The sequence below is a fragment of the Streptomyces sp. CY-1 genome, from assembly GCF_047218265.1.
Classification (GTDB): domain Bacteria; phylum Actinomycetota; class Actinomycetes; order Streptomycetales; family Streptomycetaceae; genus Streptomyces; species Streptomyces niphimycinicus.
Genome location: NZ_CP178393.1, coordinates 5092773 through 5113444 on the forward strand (window position 1 = coordinate 5092773; position 20672 = coordinate 5113444).

Annotated in this window: 21 protein-coding genes; 13 read left to right on the forward strand and 8 right to left on the reverse strand. The window is 71.0% G+C overall.

Annotated elements, in window-relative coordinates; genetic code table 11:
• Positions 1 to 63: 63 nt before the first annotated feature.
• On the forward strand, positions 64 to 1083 hold the full coding sequence (locus ACK1X7_RS21745; protein ID WP_385141652.1) for an FAD-dependent oxidoreductase: 1020 nt from the start codon (positions 64 to 66) through the stop codon (positions 1081 to 1083).
• 7 nt (positions 1084 to 1090) lie between these two features.
• Here ACK1X7_RS21745 and ACK1X7_RS21750 read toward each other — a convergent pair whose 3' ends face one another.
• From ACK1X7_RS21750 to ACK1X7_RS21760, 3 genes are all read right to left on the reverse strand, one after another.
• Positions 1091 to 3238: a PTS fructose transporter subunit IIABC gene (locus ACK1X7_RS21750; RefSeq protein WP_398158168.1), complete on the reverse strand. Its 2148-nt coding sequence runs from the start codon at positions 3236 to 3238 to the stop codon at positions 1091 to 1093.
• An 85-nt stretch (positions 3239 to 3323) separates the two neighbouring features.
• The gene (pfkB, locus tag ACK1X7_RS21755) at positions 3324 to 4268 is read right to left on the reverse strand and encodes a 1-phosphofructokinase (RefSeq protein WP_385141658.1); all 945 of its coding nucleotides are present in this window, start codon (positions 4266 to 4268) and stop codon (positions 3324 to 3326) included.
• Positions 4265 to 5026, reverse strand: coding sequence for a DeoR/GlpR family DNA-binding transcription regulator (locus ACK1X7_RS21760; protein WP_014054359.1), 762 nt, complete (start codon positions 5024 to 5026; stop codon positions 4265 to 4267). The genes pfkB and ACK1X7_RS21760 overlap by 4 nt, the downstream gene beginning before the upstream one ends.
• 304 nt (positions 5027 to 5330) lie before the next feature.
• Between ACK1X7_RS21760 and ACK1X7_RS21765 the strand changes: the two genes are divergently transcribed.
• Complete coding sequence (locus ACK1X7_RS21765; protein ID WP_385141661.1) at positions 5331 to 6068, forward strand: 3-oxoacyl-ACP reductase family protein; 738 nt, start codon at positions 5331 to 5333, stop codon at positions 6066 to 6068.
• A gap of 168 nt (positions 6069 to 6236) precedes the next feature.
• Here ACK1X7_RS21765 and ACK1X7_RS21770 read toward each other — a convergent pair whose 3' ends face one another.
• Positions 6237 to 7241 (reverse strand): sigma-70 family RNA polymerase sigma factor, encoded by a 1005-nt coding sequence (locus ACK1X7_RS21770; RefSeq protein WP_059148800.1) that lies wholly within the window; start codon positions 7239 to 7241, stop codon positions 6237 to 6239.
• Between the two features lie 373 nt (positions 7242 to 7614).
• Here ACK1X7_RS21770 and ACK1X7_RS21775 point away from each other — a divergent pair, with 373 nt between their 5' ends.
• Together ACK1X7_RS21775 and ACK1X7_RS21780 are read left to right on the forward strand one after the other, a co-directional pair.
• Positions 7615 to 8028, forward strand: a complete 414-nt coding sequence (locus ACK1X7_RS21775) for a hypothetical protein (protein WP_385141664.1) — start codon at positions 7615 to 7617, stop codon at positions 8026 to 8028.
• 177 nt (positions 8029 to 8205) lie between these two features.
• The gene (locus ACK1X7_RS21780) at positions 8206 to 9351 is read left to right on the forward strand and encodes a questin oxidase family protein (RefSeq protein ID WP_385141667.1); all 1146 of its coding nucleotides are present in this window, start codon (positions 8206 to 8208) and stop codon (positions 9349 to 9351) included.
• Between the two features lie 49 nt (positions 9352 to 9400).
• Here ACK1X7_RS21780 and ACK1X7_RS21785 read toward each other — a convergent pair whose 3' ends face one another.
• The gene (locus ACK1X7_RS21785) at positions 9401 to 10183 is read right to left on the reverse strand and encodes a dioxygenase (protein WP_382957617.1); all 783 of its coding nucleotides are present in this window, start codon (positions 10181 to 10183) and stop codon (positions 9401 to 9403) included.
• Between the two features lie 120 nt (positions 10184 to 10303).
• Here ACK1X7_RS21785 and ACK1X7_RS21790 point away from each other — a divergent pair, with 120 nt between their 5' ends.
• Complete coding sequence (locus tag ACK1X7_RS21790; protein ID WP_385141741.1) at positions 10304 to 10804, forward strand: MarR family winged helix-turn-helix transcriptional regulator; 501 nt, start codon at positions 10304 to 10306, stop codon at positions 10802 to 10804.
• A gap of 181 nt (positions 10805 to 10985) precedes the next feature.
• On the opposite strand, the gene ACK1X7_RS21795 is transcribed toward ACK1X7_RS21790, so the two are convergent.
• Entirely contained in the window at positions 10986 to 12494 is a 1509-nt protein-coding gene (locus ACK1X7_RS21795) for an MFS transporter (RefSeq protein ID WP_385141669.1), read from the reverse strand.
• Between the two features lie 176 nt (positions 12495 to 12670).
• Positions 12671 to 13321 (reverse strand): TetR/AcrR family transcriptional regulator, encoded by a 651-nt coding sequence (locus tag ACK1X7_RS21800; protein WP_385141672.1) that lies wholly within the window; start codon positions 13319 to 13321, stop codon positions 12671 to 12673.
• A 289-nt stretch (positions 13322 to 13610) separates the two neighbouring features.
• Here ACK1X7_RS21800 and ACK1X7_RS21805 point away from each other — a divergent pair, with 289 nt between their 5' ends.
• Positions 13611 to 14942, forward strand: coding sequence for a M6 family metalloprotease domain-containing protein (locus ACK1X7_RS21805; RefSeq protein ID WP_413115535.1), 1332 nt, complete (start codon positions 13611 to 13613; stop codon positions 14940 to 14942).
• On the opposite strand, the gene ACK1X7_RS21810 is transcribed toward ACK1X7_RS21805, so the two are convergent.
• Complete coding sequence (locus tag ACK1X7_RS21810; RefSeq protein ID WP_385141678.1) at positions 14908 to 15537, reverse strand: TetR family transcriptional regulator; 630 nt, start codon at positions 15535 to 15537, stop codon at positions 14908 to 14910. The two genes, ACK1X7_RS21805 and ACK1X7_RS21810, sit on opposite strands and share 35 nt — an antisense overlap.
• A gap of 150 nt (positions 15538 to 15687) precedes the next feature.
• On the opposite strand from ACK1X7_RS21810, the gene ACK1X7_RS21815 reads away from it, so the two are divergent.
• From ACK1X7_RS21815 to ACK1X7_RS21845, 7 genes are all read left to right on the forward strand, one after another.
• Positions 15688 to 15843, forward strand: a complete 156-nt coding sequence (locus tag ACK1X7_RS21815; RefSeq protein WP_385141681.1) for a hypothetical protein — start codon at positions 15688 to 15690, stop codon at positions 15841 to 15843.
• 5 nt (positions 15844 to 15848) lie between these two features.
• Complete coding sequence (locus tag ACK1X7_RS21820; protein WP_385141684.1) at positions 15849 to 16127, forward strand: DUF4190 domain-containing protein; 279 nt, start codon at positions 15849 to 15851, stop codon at positions 16125 to 16127.
• Positions 16128 to 16223: 96 nt separating this feature from the next.
• Positions 16224 to 17285 carry a Rieske 2Fe-2S domain-containing protein gene (locus ACK1X7_RS21825; protein WP_385141687.1) on the forward strand — a complete coding sequence of 354 codons (1062 nt, stop codon included), beginning with the start codon at positions 16224 to 16226 and terminating at the stop codon, positions 17283 to 17285.
• Positions 17282 to 17494, forward strand: coding sequence for a hypothetical protein (locus ACK1X7_RS21830; RefSeq protein ID WP_385141690.1), 213 nt, complete (start codon positions 17282 to 17284; stop codon positions 17492 to 17494). The genes ACK1X7_RS21825 and ACK1X7_RS21830 overlap by 4 nt, the downstream gene beginning before the upstream one ends.
• Positions 17491 to 18480, forward strand: coding sequence for a PDR/VanB family oxidoreductase (locus ACK1X7_RS21835; protein ID WP_390792179.1), 990 nt, complete (start codon positions 17491 to 17493; stop codon positions 18478 to 18480). Before ACK1X7_RS21830 ends, ACK1X7_RS21835 begins: the two co-directional genes overlap by 4 nt.
• Positions 18481 to 18632: 152 nt before the next feature.
• The gene (locus tag ACK1X7_RS21840) at positions 18633 to 19658 is read left to right on the forward strand and encodes an ABC transporter substrate-binding protein (protein WP_385141696.1); all 1026 of its coding nucleotides are present in this window, start codon (positions 18633 to 18635) and stop codon (positions 19656 to 19658) included.
• 61 nt (positions 19659 to 19719) lie between these two features.
• Positions 19720 to 20604 carry a siderophore-interacting protein gene (locus ACK1X7_RS21845; RefSeq protein WP_385141698.1) on the forward strand — a complete coding sequence of 295 codons (885 nt, stop codon included), beginning with the start codon at positions 19720 to 19722 and terminating at the stop codon, positions 20602 to 20604.
• Positions 20605 to 20672: the final 68 nt, after the last annotated feature.

Below are 20672 nucleotides of genomic sequence, written 5' to 3' on the forward strand. Positions count from 1 at the left end.
AGGGAAGGAAGCGTCCGGCCGGGAGAAAAACGGCCGGAGAGACGGAGAGAAGGGGGGCGTCATATGGACACCGATCTGCTGATCGTCGGGGGTGGCCCGGCGGGCTGCGCCGCCGCCGTGATGGCGGCGAGCGTGGGGATGCGCTCGGTGCTGATCGAGTCGGGCGACGCGGTGTGCGGGGCGCTGCGGCGCATCCCGGTGGTGAGCAATGTGCTCGGAGTCGCCAACGGCCCGGATCTGGCGGCGGCGATCGAGGCCGATCTGGCGCGATGTGATCTGTGCCGGGTGGAACTGGGCAGCCGCGCCACGCTGATCGACGCCTTCGACGATCGCGTCGAGGTCACGGTCGAGCCCGTGGCGCCGATGGGGTCCGTGCGAGGGCGAGGAGCACGGCTGACCGCTGCGTATGTGGTCGTCGCCACGGGGGTCGGGCCGCTGGATCCTGAGGGCGCGGGATGGCTCGGGGGCGTGGCGGGCCGGGCGCTGCCGCCACTGTGGGAAGCGGATCCGGCGGCGATCGACGGCCGGACGGTGCTGGTCATGGGCGCGGACCGGCCACTGGGCACCGTGGCGCGGGCTCATCCGGAGCTGAGAACCCGCTTTGTGGTGGCGTATCCGCCCGAGGACGCCTACAAGACCGAGGAGATCCGGCGGGACTCGCGGGTGGAACTGGTGGCCGTGCGGCGGCTGGAGTTGGGGCCCTCCTCGGCACCGGTCAGCGCCGAGATCCGGACGGTGGAGGGCGAGTGGCGGGTCCTGACGGCCGATCTCGCCTTCCTCAACCTGGGCAGCGCCCCGGCGCCCCCGGCCGGGGACGTGGCCGCCGACCGGTCCGGGTACTGCCCTCCCGGGAGCCAGCATCCCCGGGTCTTCACCGCCGGTGATCTGCGGTCGGTTCGCTTCCAGCGGATCACGACCGCCATGGGGTCGGGAGGCGAGGCCGCGCTCGGTGCCTACTACGCCTCGCGCGGCTTGCCCACGGAGACCGGCGATCTGCCCACGGAGACCGGCGGCCCGTCCGCAGAGACCGGCGGCCCACCCAGGGACGTGGGCGGGCCGCCGGACCCGGCAGGGGGTGGCTGAGATGCGGTCAGACCGCTACCGCCACCTTCGACTCGTCCTCGGTGGCACCGCCCTGGGCCGTCTTGCCACCCGCCTGGCCGGTGGCCTCCGCCTCCGCCGTCTTCCGCAGCCCCTTGAGGAAGACCACCAGACCGGCCGAGACCACCGTGCCCGCCACGATGGCCAGCAGGTAGAGGAACGGCTCGCCGATCAGCGGGACCACGAAGATGCCGCCGTGCGGGGCGCGCAGTGTGCAGTCGAAGGCCATCGACAGCGCACCGGTGACGGCACCGCCCACCATCGAGGAGGGGATCACCCGCAGCGGATCCGCCGCGGCGAACGGAATGGCGCCCTCGGTGATGAAGGAGGCGCCCAGCACCCAGGCGGCCTTGCCGTTCTCCCGCTCGGTCTTGGTGAACAGCCGTCCGCGCACGGTGGTGGCGAGAGCCAGCGCCAGCGGCGGGACCATACCGGCGGCCATCACCGCGGCCATGATCTTGAGGCTTCCGGTGGAGGGGTCCGACACCGCGATACCGCCGGTCGCGAAGGCGTATGCCACCTTGTTGACCGGACCGCCGAGGTCGAAGCACATCATCAGACCGAGGAGGACGCCGAGACCGATGGCGTTGGCACCGGAGAGGCCGTTGAGCCAGTCGGTCATCGCCTCCTGCGCGGAGGCGATGGGCTTGCCGATCACCACGAACATCAGGACCCCGACGATCGCCGAGGAGATCAGCGGGATCACCACCACCGGCATGATGCCGCGCAGCGCCGCCGGGACCTTGAACCTCTGGATGGCCATGACGACCGCGCCCGCGATCAGACCCGCGACCAGACCGCCGAGGAATCCGGCCTTGATGGTGGTCGCGATGTAGCCGCCCACGAAACCGGGGACCAGACCGGGCCGGTCGGCCATGCCGTAGGCGATATAGCCCGCCAGGACCGGCACCAGGAAGGTGAACGCCGCACTGCCGATCTGGAAGAGCAGCGCGGCCCAACTGCTGGTCTCGGTCCAGACGAAGTGGTCCGCCACGGACTTGGCACTCGCGATCTCGTAGCCGCCGATCGCGAAGGCGAGCGCGATCAGCAGACCGCCCGCGGCGACGAACGGGACCATGTAACTGACGCCCGTCATCAGCCACTTGCGCAGCCGGGTGCCGAAGCCGTCACCGGCGGGGCCGTCCTCGTCCATCGGCGCCGAGCGCCCCGCCGCGCCGTCGGCCGGTGCGCCGACCTCGCCGCGTGCGGCCTTCGCACGCGCCTCGGCGATGAGTTCGGCGGGGCGGTTGATGCCCGCCTTCACTCCGACGTCCACCGTCGGCTTGCCGGCGAAGCGGGCCTTGTCCCGGACCTCCACATCGTGGGCGAAGACCACCGCGTCGGCGGCGGCGATGGTGGCCGCGGGGAGCTTGTCGAATCCAGCCGATCCCTGAGTCTCGACCACCAGCTCGACCCCGGCCTCACGACCGGCGTTCTCCAGCGCCTCGGCGGCCATATAGGTGTGGGCGATACCGGTCGGGCAGGACGTCACGGCGACGATCCGGAAGGGGGCCACCGGCTCCGAGGCAGTGGCCTCAGCAGCGGCGGGCTCAGCGGTGGCGGGCCCGGCAGCGGCAGGCTCAGCGGTCGCGGGCCCAGCCGCGGCGGGCTCACCTGCTGCGGCGGGCTTCTCGGCTCCCGTCGGCTCGGCCTCCGTTCCCGCGGCTCCCGGCCGCTCGGCGGCGGGTGCGCTCCGCTCCTCGCCCCGGATCAGGGCGGCCGCCCGTTCGGGGCGGTCGGCCGAGCGCAGCGCATCGGTGAAGTCGGCGTTCATCAACTGCCGCGCCAGGCTCGACAGGATGGTCAGATGGTCGCTGTCCGCGCCCGCGGGGGCGGCGATCAGGAAGATCAGATCGGCCGGCCCGTCCGCCGCGCCGAAGTCGATCCGGGCCGCGCTGCGCCCGAAGGCCAGGGTCGGCTCGGTGACATGCGCGCTGCGGCAGTGGGGTATGCCGATGCCGCCGTCCAGGCCGGTCGGCATCTGCTCCTCGCGCGCCGCCACATCGGCGAGAAAGCCGTCGAGGTCGGTGACCCGGCCGGCCGCGACCATGCGTTCGGCGAGCGACCGGGCGGCGGCTTCCTTGGTGTCGGCGGACAGGTCAAGGTCGACCAGATCCGCGGTGATCAGCTCACTCATCTCGCGGCTCCCTTGTGTGCGGTGCCGCCCTGGGGGAGGCGGGCGGACGGAGTGGGGATTGGGGGGTGGGAGTGGGGACGGCCGGTCACGCGGGCTCCTTGAGCACACGGTCCAGCGGGATATCCGCCGTGGTGACGACGGCGGACGGATCGAGGTCGGCCGGGGTCGGCATGGCGCTGCCCGGCAGTTGCACCGCGGCCGCCCCGTGGGCCACGGCCGAGGCGAGTGCGGCGGGCCCGGCGCCGCCCGCCGCGAGGAATCCGGCGAGCGAGGCGTCGCCCGCCCCGACGTTGCTGCGCACGGCGGCGACCCGCGCGGTGCCGAAGTACGCGCCCGTCTCGTCGACCAGCAACTGACCGTCGGCGCCCAGGCTGGCCAGCACGGCGCGGGCGCCGAGCCCCCGCAGCTCCTCGGCCGCCTTGACCGCCTCGCCCACGGTGGCCAGCGGACGGCCCACGGCCTGCGCCAGCTCCTCGGCGTTGGGCTTGACCACATCGGGACGCTCGCGCAGGGCGGCGGTCAGCGAGGGGCCGGAGGTGTCCAGGGCGATCCGGGCGCCCGCCCGGTGGGCCCGCGCCACCAACTCGGCGTACCACTCGGGTGCGAGCCCGCGGGGCAGGCTGCCGCAGCAGGCGATCCAGTCGGCGCTCTCGGCGCTGGTCCGGACGGCCTCCAGCACCGCCTCGGCCTCGGCGCCGCTCAGCTCGGGCCCGGCCGCGTTGAGCTTGGTGAGGGTGCCGTCCGGTTCGGCCACGGAGATGTTGACCCGGGTCGAGCCCGCCACGGGCACCCCCGCCGCCTCGATGCCCAGCTCTCCCAGCAGCCGTGCGAGCAGCGCGCCCTCCGGTCCGCCGAGGGGCAGCACGGCCACCGTGCGCTGCCCCGCGGCGGCCACGGCGCGCGAGACATTGACGCCCTTGCCGCCGGGGTCGACCCGGTCGGCCGTGGCCCGCAGCACGGCGCCGCGCTCCAGGGCGGGGATCTCGTACGTACGGTCCAGGCTGGGATTGGGGGTGACGGTGAGAATCATGCGCGTGCCACTTCCGTGCCCTGACGCTCGATGGCCAAGGCGTCCTGCGGGCTGAGCCCGGTGTCCGTGATGAGCAGATCGACATCGTCCAGGCCGCCGAACCGGGCGAAGTGCTCCCGGCCGAACTTGGCGGAGTCCGCGAGCAGCACCACCCGCCGGGCCGCCGCGATCATGGCGCCCTTGACGGCGCCCTCCGCGAGATCGGGTGTGGTGAGCCCGCCGTCCAGCGAGAAGCCATTGGTGGCGAGGAAGACCACATCGGCCTTGATCTCGCCGTAGCCGCGCAGCGCCCATGCGTCCACGGCGGCCCGGGTGCGGTGGCGGACCCGTCCGCCGACGAGGTGCAGTGCGATACCGGGGTGGTCGGCGAGCCGGGCGGCGACCGGCAGGGCGTGGGTGACGACGGTGAGCTTGGCCTCCAGTGGGAGGGCGGCGGCGAACCGGGCCGCCGTCGAGCCCGCGTCGATGATCACGCTGCCGTCGGACGGCAGTTCGGCGATGGCGGCCCGCGCGATGCGGTCCTTCTCATCGGCGGCGGTGGACTCGCGCTCGGCGAGATCGGGCTCGAAGTCCAGACGACCGGCCGGAATGGCGCCCCCGTGCACACGGCGGACGAGCCCCGCCCGGTCGAGGGTGCGCAGATCACGCCGCACGGTCTCGGCGGTGACCTGGAACTCCTCGGCGAGGGACAGAACATCCACCCGCCCGCTTTCACGGGCGAGCCGGAGGATCTCCTGCTGACGCTCCGGTGCGTACATGTGGGTTTACGTCCCTTCCATGCCCGAACCTGTGATTTCGCGGCCAGATTACGTGGGCGATGCGGGAAAGTAAACAGACTCGGGCACGAAACGAACTCGACCGGGCATGTTTGGGTCGCGACCGCTCAGCAATCGCTCCGCGATCACTCCTCCCGTCCGGCGCATCGCCGCAGCGCACCGTCCGTATCCCGCCGGACTTCCGCCACCCGCCCGGCCAGGATCGAGTCATGTCCCCCTCACCAGGAGGGACCACCGCACAGCGGAATTTTCACCGCATACACGGAACCGCATACAAGGAGAAGACATGACACTCGACGGCAAGGCGGCCCTCGTCACCGGCGGCAGCCGGGGCATCGGCGAGGCCGTGGCGATCCGGCTCGCCGAGGACGGCGCCGATGTCGCCCTGACCTACCACAGCCAGGCCGACCGCGCGGCGGACGTCGTCGACCGGATCAAGGCGCTCGGCCGTCGCGCCTGGGCGGTGCGGGTGGACGGCGCCGACGCGCAGGCCGTGCGCGCCGCGGTGGAGGGGGCCGCCGCCGAGTTCGGCCGACTGGACATCCTGGTCAACAACGCGGGCGTCGGCGCCCTCGGCCCCATCGCCGAGCTGTCGCTGGAGGATGTGGACCAGGTCCTCGCCGTGAACGTCCGGGCGCCGTTCCTCCTGGCGCAGGCGGCCACCGCGCATATGGCCGACGGCGGGCGGATCATCAACATCGGCAGTTGCATGGCCGAGCGCGTCGCCTTCCCCGGCGGCAGCCTCTACGCGACCAGCAAGACCGCGCTCACCGGCCTCACCAAGGCCCTGGCCCGTGAGCTCGGCCCGCGCGGGATCACGGCCAACCTGGTCCACCCGGGCCCGGTGGACACCGATATGAACCCGGCGGACGGCGAGAGCGCCGCACTCCAGAGCGGCTTCACCGCACTCGGCCGCTACGGCCGTACCACGGAGATCGCGGCGACCGTGGCCCATCTCGCGGGCGACAGCGGCCGCTACATCACCGGGGCGTCGATAGCCGTGGACGGCGGCTTCGCCGTCTGACCGCCCGGCCCCGGCGCGCGACCGACCCCGACCACACCACAGCCACACCACACAGTCGGTCCGCACCCGGACACAAGCGAGCCCCGGCGCCAGGGGGGGGAGGCGCCGGGGCTCGGTCCATGGGTTGGAGAGGGTCTGGTGGCGGCTGGAGTCTGCTGTCCCGAGAACTCAAGCCGCTGCGTCGAAACCGGTCTGGCGGGCCATCTTCTTCAGCTCAAGCAAGGCATGCTTCTCGATCTGGCGGATGCGCTCACGCGTGAGGCCATGCTGCTTGCCGACCTCGGTCAGGGTGCGCTCCCGGCCGTCGTCGATGCCGTACCGCGCCTTGATGATGGAGGCGGTGCGGTCGTCGAGGCGGCCGATCAGGTCCTCCAGCTCCTCGCTGCGCAGCAGCGTCATCACCGACTGCTCGGGCGAAACGGCCGAGGTGTCCTCCAGCAGATCGCCGAACTGGGTCTCCCCCTCGTCGTCGACCGACATGTTCAGACTGACCGGGTCGCGGGCCCAGTCGAGCACATCCGAGACCCGCTCCATCGTGGAGCCGAGCTCCTCGGCGATCTCGGCGTGCTCCGGCTCGCGGCCGTGCTCACGGTTGAACTCCCGCTGCACCCGGCGGATCCGACCGAGCTCCTCGACCAGGTGGACGGGCAGCCGGATCGTACGGGACTGGTCCGCGATCGAGCGCGTGATGGCCTGACGGATCCACCACGTGGCATAGGTCGAGAACTTGAACCCCTTGGTGTAGTCGAACTTCTCCACCGCGCGCACCAGGCCCGCGTTGCCCTCCTGGATCAGGTCGAGCAGGGGGAGCCCACTGCGCGGATAGCGGCGCGCCACAGCCACGACGAGGCGCAGATTGGAGCGGATGAAGATGTCCTTGGCGCGGGCACCTTCGGTGGCTATCGCCTCCAGCTCCTCGCGGCTCGCACCTGCGGCAGGGGCCTCCTCAACCTCGCCGTCCAGGATCTGCTGGGCATATACCCCCGCTTCGATGGACTGGGACAGCTCAACCTCCTTCGCCGCGTCCAGCAGCGGGGTACGAGCGATCTCGTCGAGATACATGCCGACCAGGTCGCGATCGGCGATCTCCCCGCCTGAGGCGCGAACGCTGTTGGCCCCATCAGCGCCACCAGCGGCGGCGGACTGATTACGGGCGACGGCACGGGTTGCCATGCGTGCTCCCTTACAGATGGATCGGGCGCGGACTATGGACGGACTCTCCGGTGTCGGGTGCCCCGTCCGAAGGAAACAACGACTGGAATCAGGACAGAATTCCCATCAGGCCCCCACCTTTTTACGATCATGCAGTATCCTGTCCACCCACACCGGGGTCAGTGCACTGCCGAAGCGGCGGGAAGCGCAGGTCAGACCCCCTGTGTCGGCGTCTGCTACGGCTCTTCCGCCCGTCTCTCATCCGTCAAGACGAATCTCGCGGGCTCCCGGTTGCCCGGATGGCCCATCGCGCCGGGTTGCCCGGCCCTCCGCATGGGTGTGCGCTGGAAAGTGACAGGTCAGGGCGGGGACGCGGCGACGAGGAGGTCCGGTCATGAATGCCCCCACAGCCCCGGTGAGCCACCACCATCCGCTGCTCCACCTCCCCGTGCACCCCTCCGCCTCCTGGGGCATCCCCGTCGTACTGGCGGTGCTCTTCGGCGGCTGGGTGATGTTCGTGGACCACAATCAGGGCTCCACCATCCCCGCGTCCGCCGTCCTCGGCGTGGTGTCGGCGGTGGTGGTCGGGGCGCTCTGCTACGCCCTCGGCAGGTTGACGCCGGGCCTGATGCCGGAGATCCGGGCCGTGCTCTACGGGACGCTCCTCGGCTGTGCGCTCGGCTTTCTGCACGCCGTGAGCGGAGGCTCGGTGTACCGGTCCGCGGGGATCGGGCTCGGGGCGGGGCTCGCGATGACGGGCATAGCGTTCTACATCTTCCACGTACGGGAGGAGCACCCTCCGCAATAGCCCGCGGCCTGCCGCAGCCCGTACCCCCGGCCCGTACTCCCGGCCCAGACCTCCGGCTGAGGTCCCCGGCTGAGGTCCACAGCCCGCCCGCCCCGGCCCCGGCTTAGGTCGTTGGTCCCCACACGCTTCCGCCCCCGGCCCGATTCGGGGCCGCGCCGCCCTCCCTAGCGTGAGCTCATGACAGACGACATGACAGACGACACGAGTGGAACCCTCGACGAAGCCCTCGAGCGACTGCATGCCTCCGGCCCCGAGCGTGAGGGATGGCTGAGCAATCACGCGCCGATGGCCGTTGAGGCGCTGGTGCGTCACGGCCAGGGGCGCACCGTGCACCGCTGGCTGGACCGCTATCGCGACAAGCTGGAGGAGATGCCGGGCGGGTACGCCCGGATCACCGAGGAGAACTGGCGCGAGGCGCTCGGCGACCCCCGCCGCCTCGCCGACTGGCCCGCCTATTTCGACCGGGAACTCGCCGACCGCCCCTGGCGGGACGTGCTCGCCGTGTGGTGGCCACGGCTGCTGCCGGGCATCGCCGGCGGTGCGACGCATCCGGTGATCCGGGTCGGCCACGCCGTACGGACCCTCCTGGACGCCCCGGGCACTACGACCGCTCCCCGCACCGCCGAACTTGCCCAGGCCCTCGGCTACTGGGCCGCCCGGCACGACCCGCTGCCGCCGCTCCGGCAGCAGCCGGGCCCCGCCTCCGGGTCGGCGGCCGACGCACTGGCCGCCGTGGAGCCGGTCGCCGACCAGAGCGGTGGCATACGGGCCCGGCTGGCCCGGCTCACCGCCTTCCCCACCTGGCCGACCGCCCCGCGGCCCGGCCTGCCGACCGCCCCGCGGCCCACCAGCCGGACGACCACCCCCGACGCCCCCGACGCCGCCACCACCCCCGACGCCGCCGACCCGCCGGAGCAGGCGCGCCGACGGCTGACCGAGCTCGTGCGGGCCGCGACCCATCGCTACGCCACCCACGGCCACGGCTCACCGGTCATGCTGGTCCACGCCGCGACCGCGCCCAACGCCGTACTGCGCGTCCTGCCCGCGCTGCCGCGCGAGCTGTGGGCGCCGAGTCTGGACGCGGCGTGGGCGGCGAGCGCCGCGGTCACGGCGGTGTACGCGCCGCCGGAGCCGCTCCCGGCCGACCGGCTGCCGTCCGCGGCAGGCGTCACCCCCGAGGAGGTCTTCGCCCGCGCCGCCGCGCACGGCGATGAGCACGCCATCAAGCTCACCGACACCGCCCTCGACGTCGCCCAGGGCCCGGACGCCATGGCCCTCGCCGCGGCACTCCACGCCTGCGCGATGATCGACCCGGCGTTCTGAAGCGGGCACGCGGTCCGTCCCCACCCAGCCCCCGCACCGGGCCCCCGGCTCACCCCAACTGCACCGACCGCTTCGCCAGCCCCATCCAGAAGCCGTCGATCACGCTCCGCTGGCTGTCCAACTCCGCCTCCGCCGCGCCCAGCGTGACGAACAACGGCGCGAAGTGTTCGGTGCGCGGATGGGCGAGCCGTCCCGCCGGGGCCGTGTGCTCGAAGTCCAGCAGCGCGTCGATGTCCTGGGCGTCCAGGGCCCGTTGCCCCCAGTCGTCGAACTCGGCCGACCAACTGGGCGGTGTCGGGCCCCGCTGCCGCATCGCGGCCAGGTTGTGGGTGAAGAAGCCGCTGCCGACGATCAGGACGCCCTCGTCCCGCAGCGGCGCCAGCTTCCGCCCGATCTCCATCAGCTTCCGCGGGTCGAGGGTCGGCATCGAGACCTGGAGGACCGGGATGTCGGCCTCCGGATACATCTCGACCAGGGGCACATACGCCCCGTGGTCCAGCCCCCGATCGGGGATGTCCTGAACCGGGGTACCCGCCGTGCGCAGCGTCTTGCGGATCCGCTCGGCGAGCTCGGGGGCGCCCGGCGCGGCGTACCGCACCTGGTAGTAGTGCTGGGGAAATCCCCAGAAGTCATAGACCAATGGGGCCTGTTGGGTGGCCCCGACCGCCAGGGGCGCCTCCTCCCAGTGGGCGGAGATCATGAGAATGGCCTGAGGCCGGGGCAGGCCCGCGGCCCAGGCGGCGAGCTGCCCGGGCCAGACCGGATCGTCGGCGAGCGGCGGAGCACCATGACTGAGGTAGAGGGCGGGCATACGCCCGTCGAGCGCGGACATGAAGTCTCCTCGGCAGAGCCCGACAAGGTGCTTGAAGTCTCAAGCAATCACAGCTCACTGTACCGCACACTTGTTTAAAGTTCAAAAAGTGTTCTCTAGAATGGACGCGTGGACAACGCCATGAAGACCCCCTCAGACACCGACGAACCGCGTTGGCTGACCGATGACGAGCAGCGAAGCTGGCTGGCGTACGTCCAGGCGCACATGCTTCTGGAGGATCACCTCGACCGCCAGTTGCAGCGGGACGCAGGCATGCCCCACGTCTACTACGGCCTGCTGGTGAAGCTCTCCTGGGCGCCACGCCACCGGCTGCGGATGACCGAACTGGCCGAGGCCGCCAAGATCACCCGATCCCGACTGTCCCATGCCATCGCGCGCATGGAGAAGGACGGCTGGGTCCGACGCGAGGACTGCCCCGACGACAAGCGCGGACAGAACGCGGTCCTCACCGACAAGGGACGCAAGGTGCTGGAGGAGACCGCCCCGGGCCATGTGTCCGCCGTGCGGACGGCCGTCTTCGACCGGCTCACCCCCGAGCAGGTCGAGCAGTTCGGCACCATCTGCCGGATCATCGCGGACGGTCTCCAGCCGGAGGGCGCCGACCTCCCCTGGCTGCGCTGACACCGCCGCCCCAGCTCCCGCCCCGGCACGCCGAGGACCGAAGCGCGAAGGCCCCGCTCCCCCAGGATTCTCCCCAGGGGAACGGGGCCTTCGCCGCTGTACGGATTGTCTCCGCTGTACGAACCGCCTCCGTACGAAATGCCTCTGTACGAACTGCCTCCGTACGAACCGCCTCGGCGGGTCAGTGCGCCATGACCGGAATGGCGTCCTCCGCCGCTCCTTCGTCGGAGCCGGCGACCGCGCCGCCGCCACCCTGATGTCCGGCGTTGACCATCGTGATGGCGATCACCCCGGCCAGCACCAGGATGCCGACCGCCCACCAGATGGCGGCGGTGTAGCCGTGCACCATCGACTGGAGCTCCAGCGCCGTACGGGACGGGGCGCCCGCCGCATGCGACTTGGCGTACGCGGTGGTGGCGCTCGCCGCGATGGTGTTCAGCAGCGCGGTGCCGATGGCGCCGCCCACCTGCTGCGAGGTGTTGACCATCGCCGAGGCGACACCCGCGTCACGCGGCTCGACGCCATGCGTGGCCAGGCTCATCGCCGGCATGAAGGCGGTACCCATGCCGAGGCCGAGCAGCAGGAAGCCGGGCAGGATCAGCGTGGGGTACGAGGTGTCCAGGTCGATCTGGGTCAGCAGCAGCATGCCGACCGAGGCCACCAGGAAGCCCGGCCCCATCAGCAGCCGCGCCGGGACCCGGGTCATCAGCCGGGCGCCGATCTGCGTCGAGCCGGTGATCATGCCCGCGACCATCGGCAGGAAGGCGAAGCCGGTCCTGACCGGGCTGTACCCCTTGACGACCTGCATGTAGTAGGTGAGGAAGAGAAACAGGCCGAACATGCCGATGATGGCGAGACCCAGCGAGGCGTAGACACCGCCCCGGTTCCGGTCGGTGACCACGCGCAGCGGCAGCAGCGGCGCCTTCACCCGCGACTCGACGGCCACGAAGGCGATCAGCAGCACGGCCGCGGCGACGAACAGACCGATGGTCAGACCCGCGGACCAGCCGTCGGACTCGGCGCGGGTGAAGCCGTAGACCAGCGAGACCAGACCCGAGGTGGCCAGGAGCACACCGGGGACGTCCAGCCGGGAGGTGTTGCGGCTCTCCACCGGGTCGCGGATCACGGCGACCGCGCCGATCGCGGCGACGATGGCGAACGGGATGTTCACGAAGAAGGTCCAGCGCCAGTCCATGTACTCGGTCAGCACACCGCCGAGGATCAGACCGACGGCACCGCCACCACCCGCGATGGCACCGAAGACACCGAACGCCTTGGCGCGCTCCTTGGGGTCGGTGAACATCACCGCGAGCAGTGAGAGCGCGGAGGGGGCGAGCAGCGCGCCGAACACACCCTGGAGCGCACGCGCGCCCAGCAGCACGCCGGTGTTCAGCGCGGCGCCGCCGATGGCCGAGGCGGCGGCGAAGCCGGCCAGGCCGACGATGAAGGTCCGCTTACGTCCCCACAGGTCGGCGATCCGGCCGCCGAAGAGCAGCAGTCCGCCGAAGGCGAGGGCGTAGGCCGTGATGACCCACTGCCGGTTGCCGTCGGAGATGCCGAGGTCGGCCTGGGCGCTGGGCAGCGCGATGTTCACGATGGTCGCGTCGAGCACGACCATGAGCTGGGCGAGGGCGATGAATATCAGCGCTTTCCAGCGCCGGGGATCCACGAATTGTGCCGTTTCAGGCATGGGAGAGCCTACCTAGCGGTGCGGAGAGTGATAAATGGGACGAGTGGGGCCGGCCGGAGTCAGGCCGGCGCAGGCCGTTGGGTAACAGGTAACGAGAGGCGTCGACGCACGTACAGAAGACTTGTGAACGCGCGCGAAATAAGCGGTGCTCCGGGATCGGCCGGGTGCGATCTATGTCACGGCCGGTGCTGAAGATCCTCCAAGGTCACGGACTTGCCGGGTAGTTCGGAGCGCGCCGGGGCCTGCAAACCGTCCAGGAACAGTTGCAGATGCCGGTGCACAAAGGCGTCGAAGTCCACACAGAAGCTGCCGGGCAGCGGCCTGGTGAGCTGGTTGAGCGCGACCATCAGATCACCGACTCCGATGTCGGTGCGCAGTCGGCCGTCGGCTTTCGCGGCCCCCATCAGGGCCTCGACACCGGCGGACAGACGGTCGCGGACGGCTATGAGATCAGGGTGCTCCTTGTCGAGGCCGTCGGAGAGCAGAAGGCACAGCGCGCCGATGCGCTCGTCCGCCGCGGCATGGACGAAGCGCCGCAGCGCCGAGAAGGAGTCCGCCTCCTCGGCCAGGGCGGATTCGGCCTGGTCGGCGACGCCGGACATCACCGAAAGCGCCACATGGTGGATGAGCTCACGGCGGTCCGTGAAGTGCCGATAGATCGTGGCATTCCCGACCCCCGCCCGTCGAGCGATTTCATCGAGGGGGATATGGGCCCCGGATTCGACGATCGCCTCACGGGCTGCCACGACGATACGCTCCCGATTGCGCAGGGCGTCCGCGCGCAGCCGGGGCTGCGCGGTCTTCGCGGTCATCGTGTCGGCGGTCATGGCAGCACTCCCTTCCGCGTACGGCATCCATGCGTACGGTTCTCCGGCGGCTTGGTGGCGACACCAGGCCCCGGCCCAGACGTTCGAGCTTCAACATTTCCGGGGAGTCAGTCCCCGTTTATGCGGTCATCGGGTTAAACGGGGAATCACTCCCCGGAATTTCCGCGTCCGCAGGTGACCTGCCTCACACCTGTCCGGCACCCCCCGCCGCCCGGACGGAGCAGGTCATTCCCCCACTCGGCGGCACCCCACGAGCGCCCCGGCCCGTGCCGTCACACCGTGGTCGGCAATGAGGCAGACGCATGGGAGCACCCGCCACCGCATACGAATACGCCGGCCCCGCAGAGGCAGCGCGTTCGCCACTGCCGCCGTGCTCACGGTGGCGGTGGTCGCCCCGGCGGCGGCTCCGCGCCCCGCGTCCCCCGCACCCCCCGAGCTGGCCCCGGCACCCTCCGGACGCCCGGCCTTCGGCTCGCTCGCCCCCTGCGCCCTCGCCTCAGGACCGGGGCTCCAGATGTCCGAGGGCATACCCACCAGCCGCGGCTACAGCCGCAGCACCGGCACGGTCCACGCCCTCAACCTCATGATCGACTTTCCCGATGTGCGCGGCCAGGGCACCGCCCGCCAGCGCTTCGAGGAGTTCTTCCCCCAGACCACCCGGTGGTTCGCGCGAAGCTCGTACGGAAAGCTGGACTACCGCCCCGAGATACCGATCGCCCACTGGCTGCGGATGCCGCACTCGTTCCACGCCTACGGCATCAAGCGCGGCAGCCCCTTCGACCCGGGCTATCGCGAACTGGTGGCCGACATCGCCAAGGCCGCCGACCCCAAGGTCGACTTCCGCCGGTACGACCTGGTGAACGTCCTGGTCACCCCGAACGCCGGGCCGCCCGCCGCACATGCCGTGCTGTCCGTCACCTACGCCGACAACCAGCAGGCCCCGACCGCCGACGGGGTGCCGCTGGCCAATGTCTCCTTCGTCTACAGCCGCCAGGACGACGGCTCCGGCTCGCTGCGCCGCACCGGTTTCCGCGTCCTGCCCCATGAGAACGGCCATGTCTTCGGGCTGCCCGACCTCTACACCCGGGGCGGCGGCGACAGGGCCGGCCACTGGGATGTGATGTCCGAGGACTGGGGCGCCGGCAACGACCTGCTGGCCTGGCACAAGTGGAAGCTGGGCTGGCTCGACCCGCGGCAGATCGCCTGCGCCGCCCGCTCCGGGGTCTTCGCGCACGCCCTGTCCCCGCTGAGCCGTCCGGAGGGCACCAAACTGGTCTTCGTCCCCGTCTCGCCGTCCACCGGCTACGCCATCGAGGCGCGCGCGACCGGCGGCAACGACGAGGCGATATGCAAGCCCGGTGTGCTGATCTCCCGGGTGGACACCGGTGTCGACTCCGGCGGCGGCCCCGTCACCATCGTGGACTCCACCCCCCATGGCCACGGCTGCACCCGCGAGCGCAATGTCCACCCCGGGCTCAGCGACGCGACCTACGCGCCCGGCGAGACCTTCCGCACGGAGGCGAACGGCCTGCGGATACGCGTCCGGGTCACCGGCCGGGACGCGGCCGGTGACTTCGACGTGGAGATCACCCGTCGCGCCAGTGCCGACGCCCGAGGCTGATCAGCATCAACTGCTTGCGCGCGGTGTCGGCGACCCGCCGCTCCAGCCGTGGCTGTTCCGGCTGCGCCTCCAGGAACGCCGTCGCCGTCATCACCATATGGTCCACATACAGCTCCGCAAGCATCCGGACATCTTCCGGCGGCCAGTCCTCGGCCGAGAGCCGCGGGCAGAAGTCATTGGCCACCTCATCGGCGAACCGGTCCAGCTCGGCGGCGATGGCCTCGCGCACCGCACGCACCCCGCCATGCCGCTCACGTGCGATGAAGCGGATATGCGCGGGATAGCGGCGCACATGCTCGGCGACCGCCTCGACGGTGGCGTCGATCCGCTCCTCGTCACCGTCCTGACCTGCGAGTATCGCGCCGATCATATGGTGGAGGCTGCCCAGGGACTCCTCGACCAGCGCGACACCGAGATCGCCGAGGTCCCGGAAGTGCCGATAGAAGGCGGCAGGCGCCACCCCCACCGCCCGCGTGACCTCGCGCAGCCCCAGACTGCTCAGGCTCTGGTCCTCCAGCAGCCCCAACGCCGCGTCCATCAGGGCGCGCCGGGTCTTCTCCTTCTGGGCCTGCCGGACCCCGCACCTGTGACTCATATCATTCAGTAAACAGGCGTTCGCTGAATTTTTCCAGGGCTCGGCGGGGTACTCTGGAACTCAGTGAACAGTTGTGATTCCAACTGTTCACCGAACAACCACCATCCGCACGCCAACCGCATCCGGATCGTCACTTCGAGAGAGGCTCATATGCTCTTCATCGTCGCGGCACTCGCCCTGATGGGAGTTCTTCTGGGGGCGGCGGCGCACACTCCGCTCCCCCTCTTCCTCGCCGCCGCGGGCGCCATCAGCGCCTGGCTGCTGGTCTTCTTCATCCGCGAACGCACCGGGCACAAGGAGAGCTGAGACCCATGGCACTCACCGCACCGTCCCGCACCTCACCCATCCGGGCGCGCCGGGACGCCGATGGCATGGCCGTCGCCTCCTTCGTACTCGGCCTGATCGGCCTGCTGCTCTTCAACGCGGTCTTCGGGCCCTGCGCGATCGTCCTGGGGACGCTCGCCCTCGCCCGGGAGACCGGCCGCAGGGGCCGGGCGCTGCTCGGCATCATGCTCGGCATCGCCGATGTGGCCCTGCTCATCGTCCTGCTGACGCTGAACCAGTCGGTCTTCTGGCAGTTCGGCGGCTGACCCGCCCGGCAGTTCACCGACACCTCCCCGCGCGGCCCTTCCACTCAGTGGAAGGGCCGTTGCCCGTGCGTGACGGGCGTCACCACGCTGGCACGCATGACCGCCTTCGCGAGAAACCAGTGGTACGTCGCCGCCTACGGCCGTGAGATCGGCCGGGAGCTGCTGGGGCGCACGATCCTGAACGAACCCATCGCCCTCTACCGCACCGAGTCCGACGACACGGTCATCGCGCTCGCCGACCGCTGCGTCCACCGCCGCTATCCGCTCACCGCCGGCCGTCTCGACGGCGACACGGTCGTCTGCGGCTACCACGGCTTCACCTACGACACCGGCGGCACCTGTGTGTTCGTACCGGGCCAAAAACGCGTCCCGCGCACCGCCCGGGTCCCCTCCTACCCCGTCGTCGAGCAGGACTCGCTGGTGTGGGTGTGGATCGGGGACCCGGCGCTCGCCGATCCCCGCTCGGTGCCGCGCGCGCCCTGGCTGGCCGATCCGCGCTGGACGACCGTGGGCGGCATGGAGCCGATCGACGCCGACTACGGCCTGCTGGTGGACAATCTGCTGGACCTCTCCCACGAGACGTATCTGCACAGCGGCTACATCGGCACTCCCGAGGTCGCCGAGACCCCGATCACCACGGAGGTCGACGAGGGCGCGGGCGTCGTACGGGTCAGCCGGCATATGGACGACGCCGAGTGCCCGCCGTTCTACGCCCGTTCCACCGGCATCGACGGCCGCATCACCCGCTGGCAGGACATCGAGTACCACGCGCCCTGTCTCTATCTCCTGCACAGCCGGATCGCCCCGGCCGGGGTGCTGCCGAGGCCGGACGGCTCCGATCCGGACGCCTTCCATGTGGAGATCACCTACGCCATCACCCCGTCCACCGACCGCCATGTGTACGACTTCTGGGCCGTCTCACGGGACTTCGCACAGGACGACGAGGAGGTGACCACCTTCCTCCACGACCTCAACCGGACCGTGGTGCTACAGGACGTGGCGGCGCTGAATCTGCTCCAGAAGGCCCTGGACACCGAGCGCGAGGGCTATCAGGAGCTCAGCATCAACATCGACACCGGCGGTCTGGCCGCGCGCCGCATCCTCGCCCGCCTCGCCGCCGAAGGAGAGCGGACCGCGGCCGTGGCGGCGTCCCCGTGAGCGGCGCCCCCACCGCCGAGGTGTACCGGATCGACTGGCTGCCCGGCACCGATGTGCTGCACGGGGTCTGCCACTGCGGCGCCGAGCGCACCGCCGAGGACCCGGTCGAACTGTGGCAGTGGATGCTCGCCCACCCCACCGGACACCAACCCGCCGGGCACCACCCCACCGGACACCAACCCGCCGACCACCGCAAGGAGATGACGTGACGAACCCCGGCGGCGAGTACGAGGACACCCTGCTGGTGGCCCGCCGGGAGGCGGTGGCCGCGGACGTGGTGGCGCTCACCCTGCGCCATCCGACGGGCCGTGAACTCCCCGCCTGGGAGCCCGGCGCCCATCTCGACCTCGTCCTCGACCCGGGCCGGACCCGGCAGTACTCGCTGTGCGGCGACCCCGCCGACCGCGCCTCCTGGCGGATCGCGGTGCTCCGCGCACCCGCCGGGCGCGGCGGTTCCGCCCGGGTGCACGACACCCTCACCGAGGGGAGCACGGTGCGGGTGCGCGGCCCGCGCAACCACTTCGCACTGCGCCCGGCGGCCCGCTATCTGTTCATCGCGGGCGGCATCGGCATCACTCCCCTCCTCCCGATGACGGCCGCCGCCGAGGCCGCGGGCGCCGACTGGCGGCTGCTGTACGGCGGGCGCACCCGTGCCTCGATGGCCTTCGCGGATCAGCTCGCCGCCCGTTACGGCGGCAAGGTGCGGCTGGTGCCGCAGGACGAGGAGGGGCTGCTCGACCTCGCGCCGTATCTCGACGCCCCGGCCGACCCCTCCGTCCCCTTCTCACCCGGCACCCTCGTCTACTGCTGCGGTCCCGAACCGCTGCTCCGGGCCGCCGAGGAGGCGTGCCGGACGTGGCCGGACGGGGCCCTGCGCACCGAGCGCTTCCAGCCCCGTACGGACGCGGCGGGCGCCGAACCGGCGCGCGGGGCCTTCGAGTTGGTGCTCACCCGCTCCGGGCTGACCCTCACCGTGGAGCCGGAGCGCAGTGTGCTGCGCACGGTCGAGGCGGCGGGGGTACCGGTTTTGTACTCCTGCGAGGAGGGCACGTGTGGGACGTGCGAGACGGATGTCGTCGAAGGAGAGGTGGACCACCACGACTCCGTGCTCACCGGCGAGGAGCGGGCCTCGGGCGAGACCATGATGATCTGCGTCTCACGCTGCCGTGGCCCCCGATTGGTGCTGGACCTGTGAATCCGCCCTGAACCGCCGGATGAGCCCCTCGATGTGAGGTCCGGAACGACCCCGCCCACTGGACAACCAGGTTGGTTAGGCTAACCTAACTACGTCCTCGGGTTGCCGTCCCGCGAACCACGTCCCCGTATGCATCGAGAGAGAGCACCTTCATGCGCCAGGCCAGAGCACTCCCCCTCTCCCGCCGCGGTCTGCTCGCCGCGGGCGGCGCCCTCGGACTCGGAGCCCTGGTCACCGCCTGCGGCGACAACGGCGGTTCGGGCTCCGGCGGCGATGACGGCGGCGGCTCCTGGTCGTTCACCGACGACCGCAAGAAGAAGATCAGCCTCGACGGCCGGCCCCAGCACATCGTCGCCTACATCGCCGCGGCGGCCGCGCTCTACGACTTCGGCGTCGAGAAGCAGATCACCGGCGTCTTCGGGCCGACCACGCTGAAGAACGGCAAGCCGGACGTCCAGGCGGGCGACTTCCCCGTCGACCAGGCCACTTCCCTCGGCAACACCTGGGGCCAGTTCAACGTCGAGAAGTACGCCTCGCTCAGCCCCGATCTGCTGATCACCAACATGTACGACCCGGGCGCGCTCTTCTACATCCCGGACGACAGCAAGAAGAAGATCCTCCAGCTCGCCCCCAGCGCCGCCATCGGCACCGGCCGGGTCTCCATGGTCGAGCCCATCAAGCGCTATGCCGCACTGGCCGAGGCGCTCGGCGCCGACCCGAAGGCCAAGAAGGTCACCGACGCCAAGGCGCGGTTCGAGAAGGCATCCGAGACGCTGCGCAAAACCGTCAAATCCCACCGGATCAAGGTCATGGCCTGCTCCGCCAGCGCCGATCTCTTCTATGTCTCCAACCCGAGGATCAATGCCGACCTGATCTACTTCAGCGAGCTCGGCGTCGACTTCGTCATGCCCGAAAAGCCCGACAAGGGCGGCTACTTCGAGAGCCTGAGCTGGGAGAACGCCGACAAGTACGACGCGGATGTGCTCTTCCTCGACAACCGCACCGCGACCCTCCAGCCCGGGGCCCTGACCGCCAAGCCCACCTGGTCCAAGCTCCCCGCGGTCAAGGCCGGTCAGATCACCCCCTGGAGCAGCGAGCCGCGCTTCTCGTACGCCGGTGCCGCCCCGCTCGTCGAATCCCTCACCAAGGCCATCCAGGACGCGAAGAAGCTCCACTGAACGGTCAGCACGACCGGCCGGCCCGGCCTCCCCACGGCAAGCGAAGGGAAGACCCCCCGCCATGACCACCGCAGCCACCACCACCGCCACCACCGCCATTCCGTTCCGCTTCTTCGACGCGCGGGTCGTACGGACCCGCCCGCTCGGACCGTCCATGGCACGGATCACCTTCGGCGGCGCGGGTCTGAAGGACTTCACCAGCGGCGGCCGCGACCAGCGCTTCAAACTGTTCCTGCCGCACCCCGGCCAGAGCGCCCCGGTGGTCCCGGTCGAGGCCGGGGAGGGCTGGTTCGCCACCTGGCGGGCGATGGACCCGGCCGAACGCGGCATCATGCGCTCGTACACGGTGCGCCGGCAGCGCCACGACCCGCACGAGATCGACGTGGACTTCGCGCTGCACGACGACAGCGGCCCGGCCGCCCGCTGGGCCGCGCGCGCCGAGGCGGGCGACCGCGTGACCCTGCTGGGCCCGGTCGTGGAGGACAACGGCGGTGTCGACTTCCGGCCGCCGTCCGGCACCGACTGGGTGCTGATCACCGGTGACGAGACCGCGCTGCCCGCCATCGCGGGCATCCTCGAATGGCTGCCCGCCGATCTGCCCGCCAAGGTGTGGCTCGAGGTCCAGCACGCCGAGGACATCCAGGAGCTGCGCACCGCGGCGCAAGCCGAGATCACCTGGCTGGTCCGGGACGCCGTGGCCCCCGGAACCCCGCGCTCCGCGCTGCTGCGGAACGCCGTGAGCACCGCCGAACTGCCCTCCGGCACACCGTACGCCTGGATCGCGGGCGAGGCCGGGACCGTCAAGGAGCTGCGCCGCCATCTGGTGCGCGAACGCGGCTTCGACCGCAAGGCCGTGACCTTCACCGGCTACTGGCGCCTGGGCACCTGTGAGGAACAGCTCGTCGAGGAAGCCGTGTCGGGCACCGGCCCCGCGACCGACGACTGACCCCACGAAACCGAGCCCCCACAACCGAATCGCCACAGCCGAATCCCCCCACGGGACCGCGAAAGACC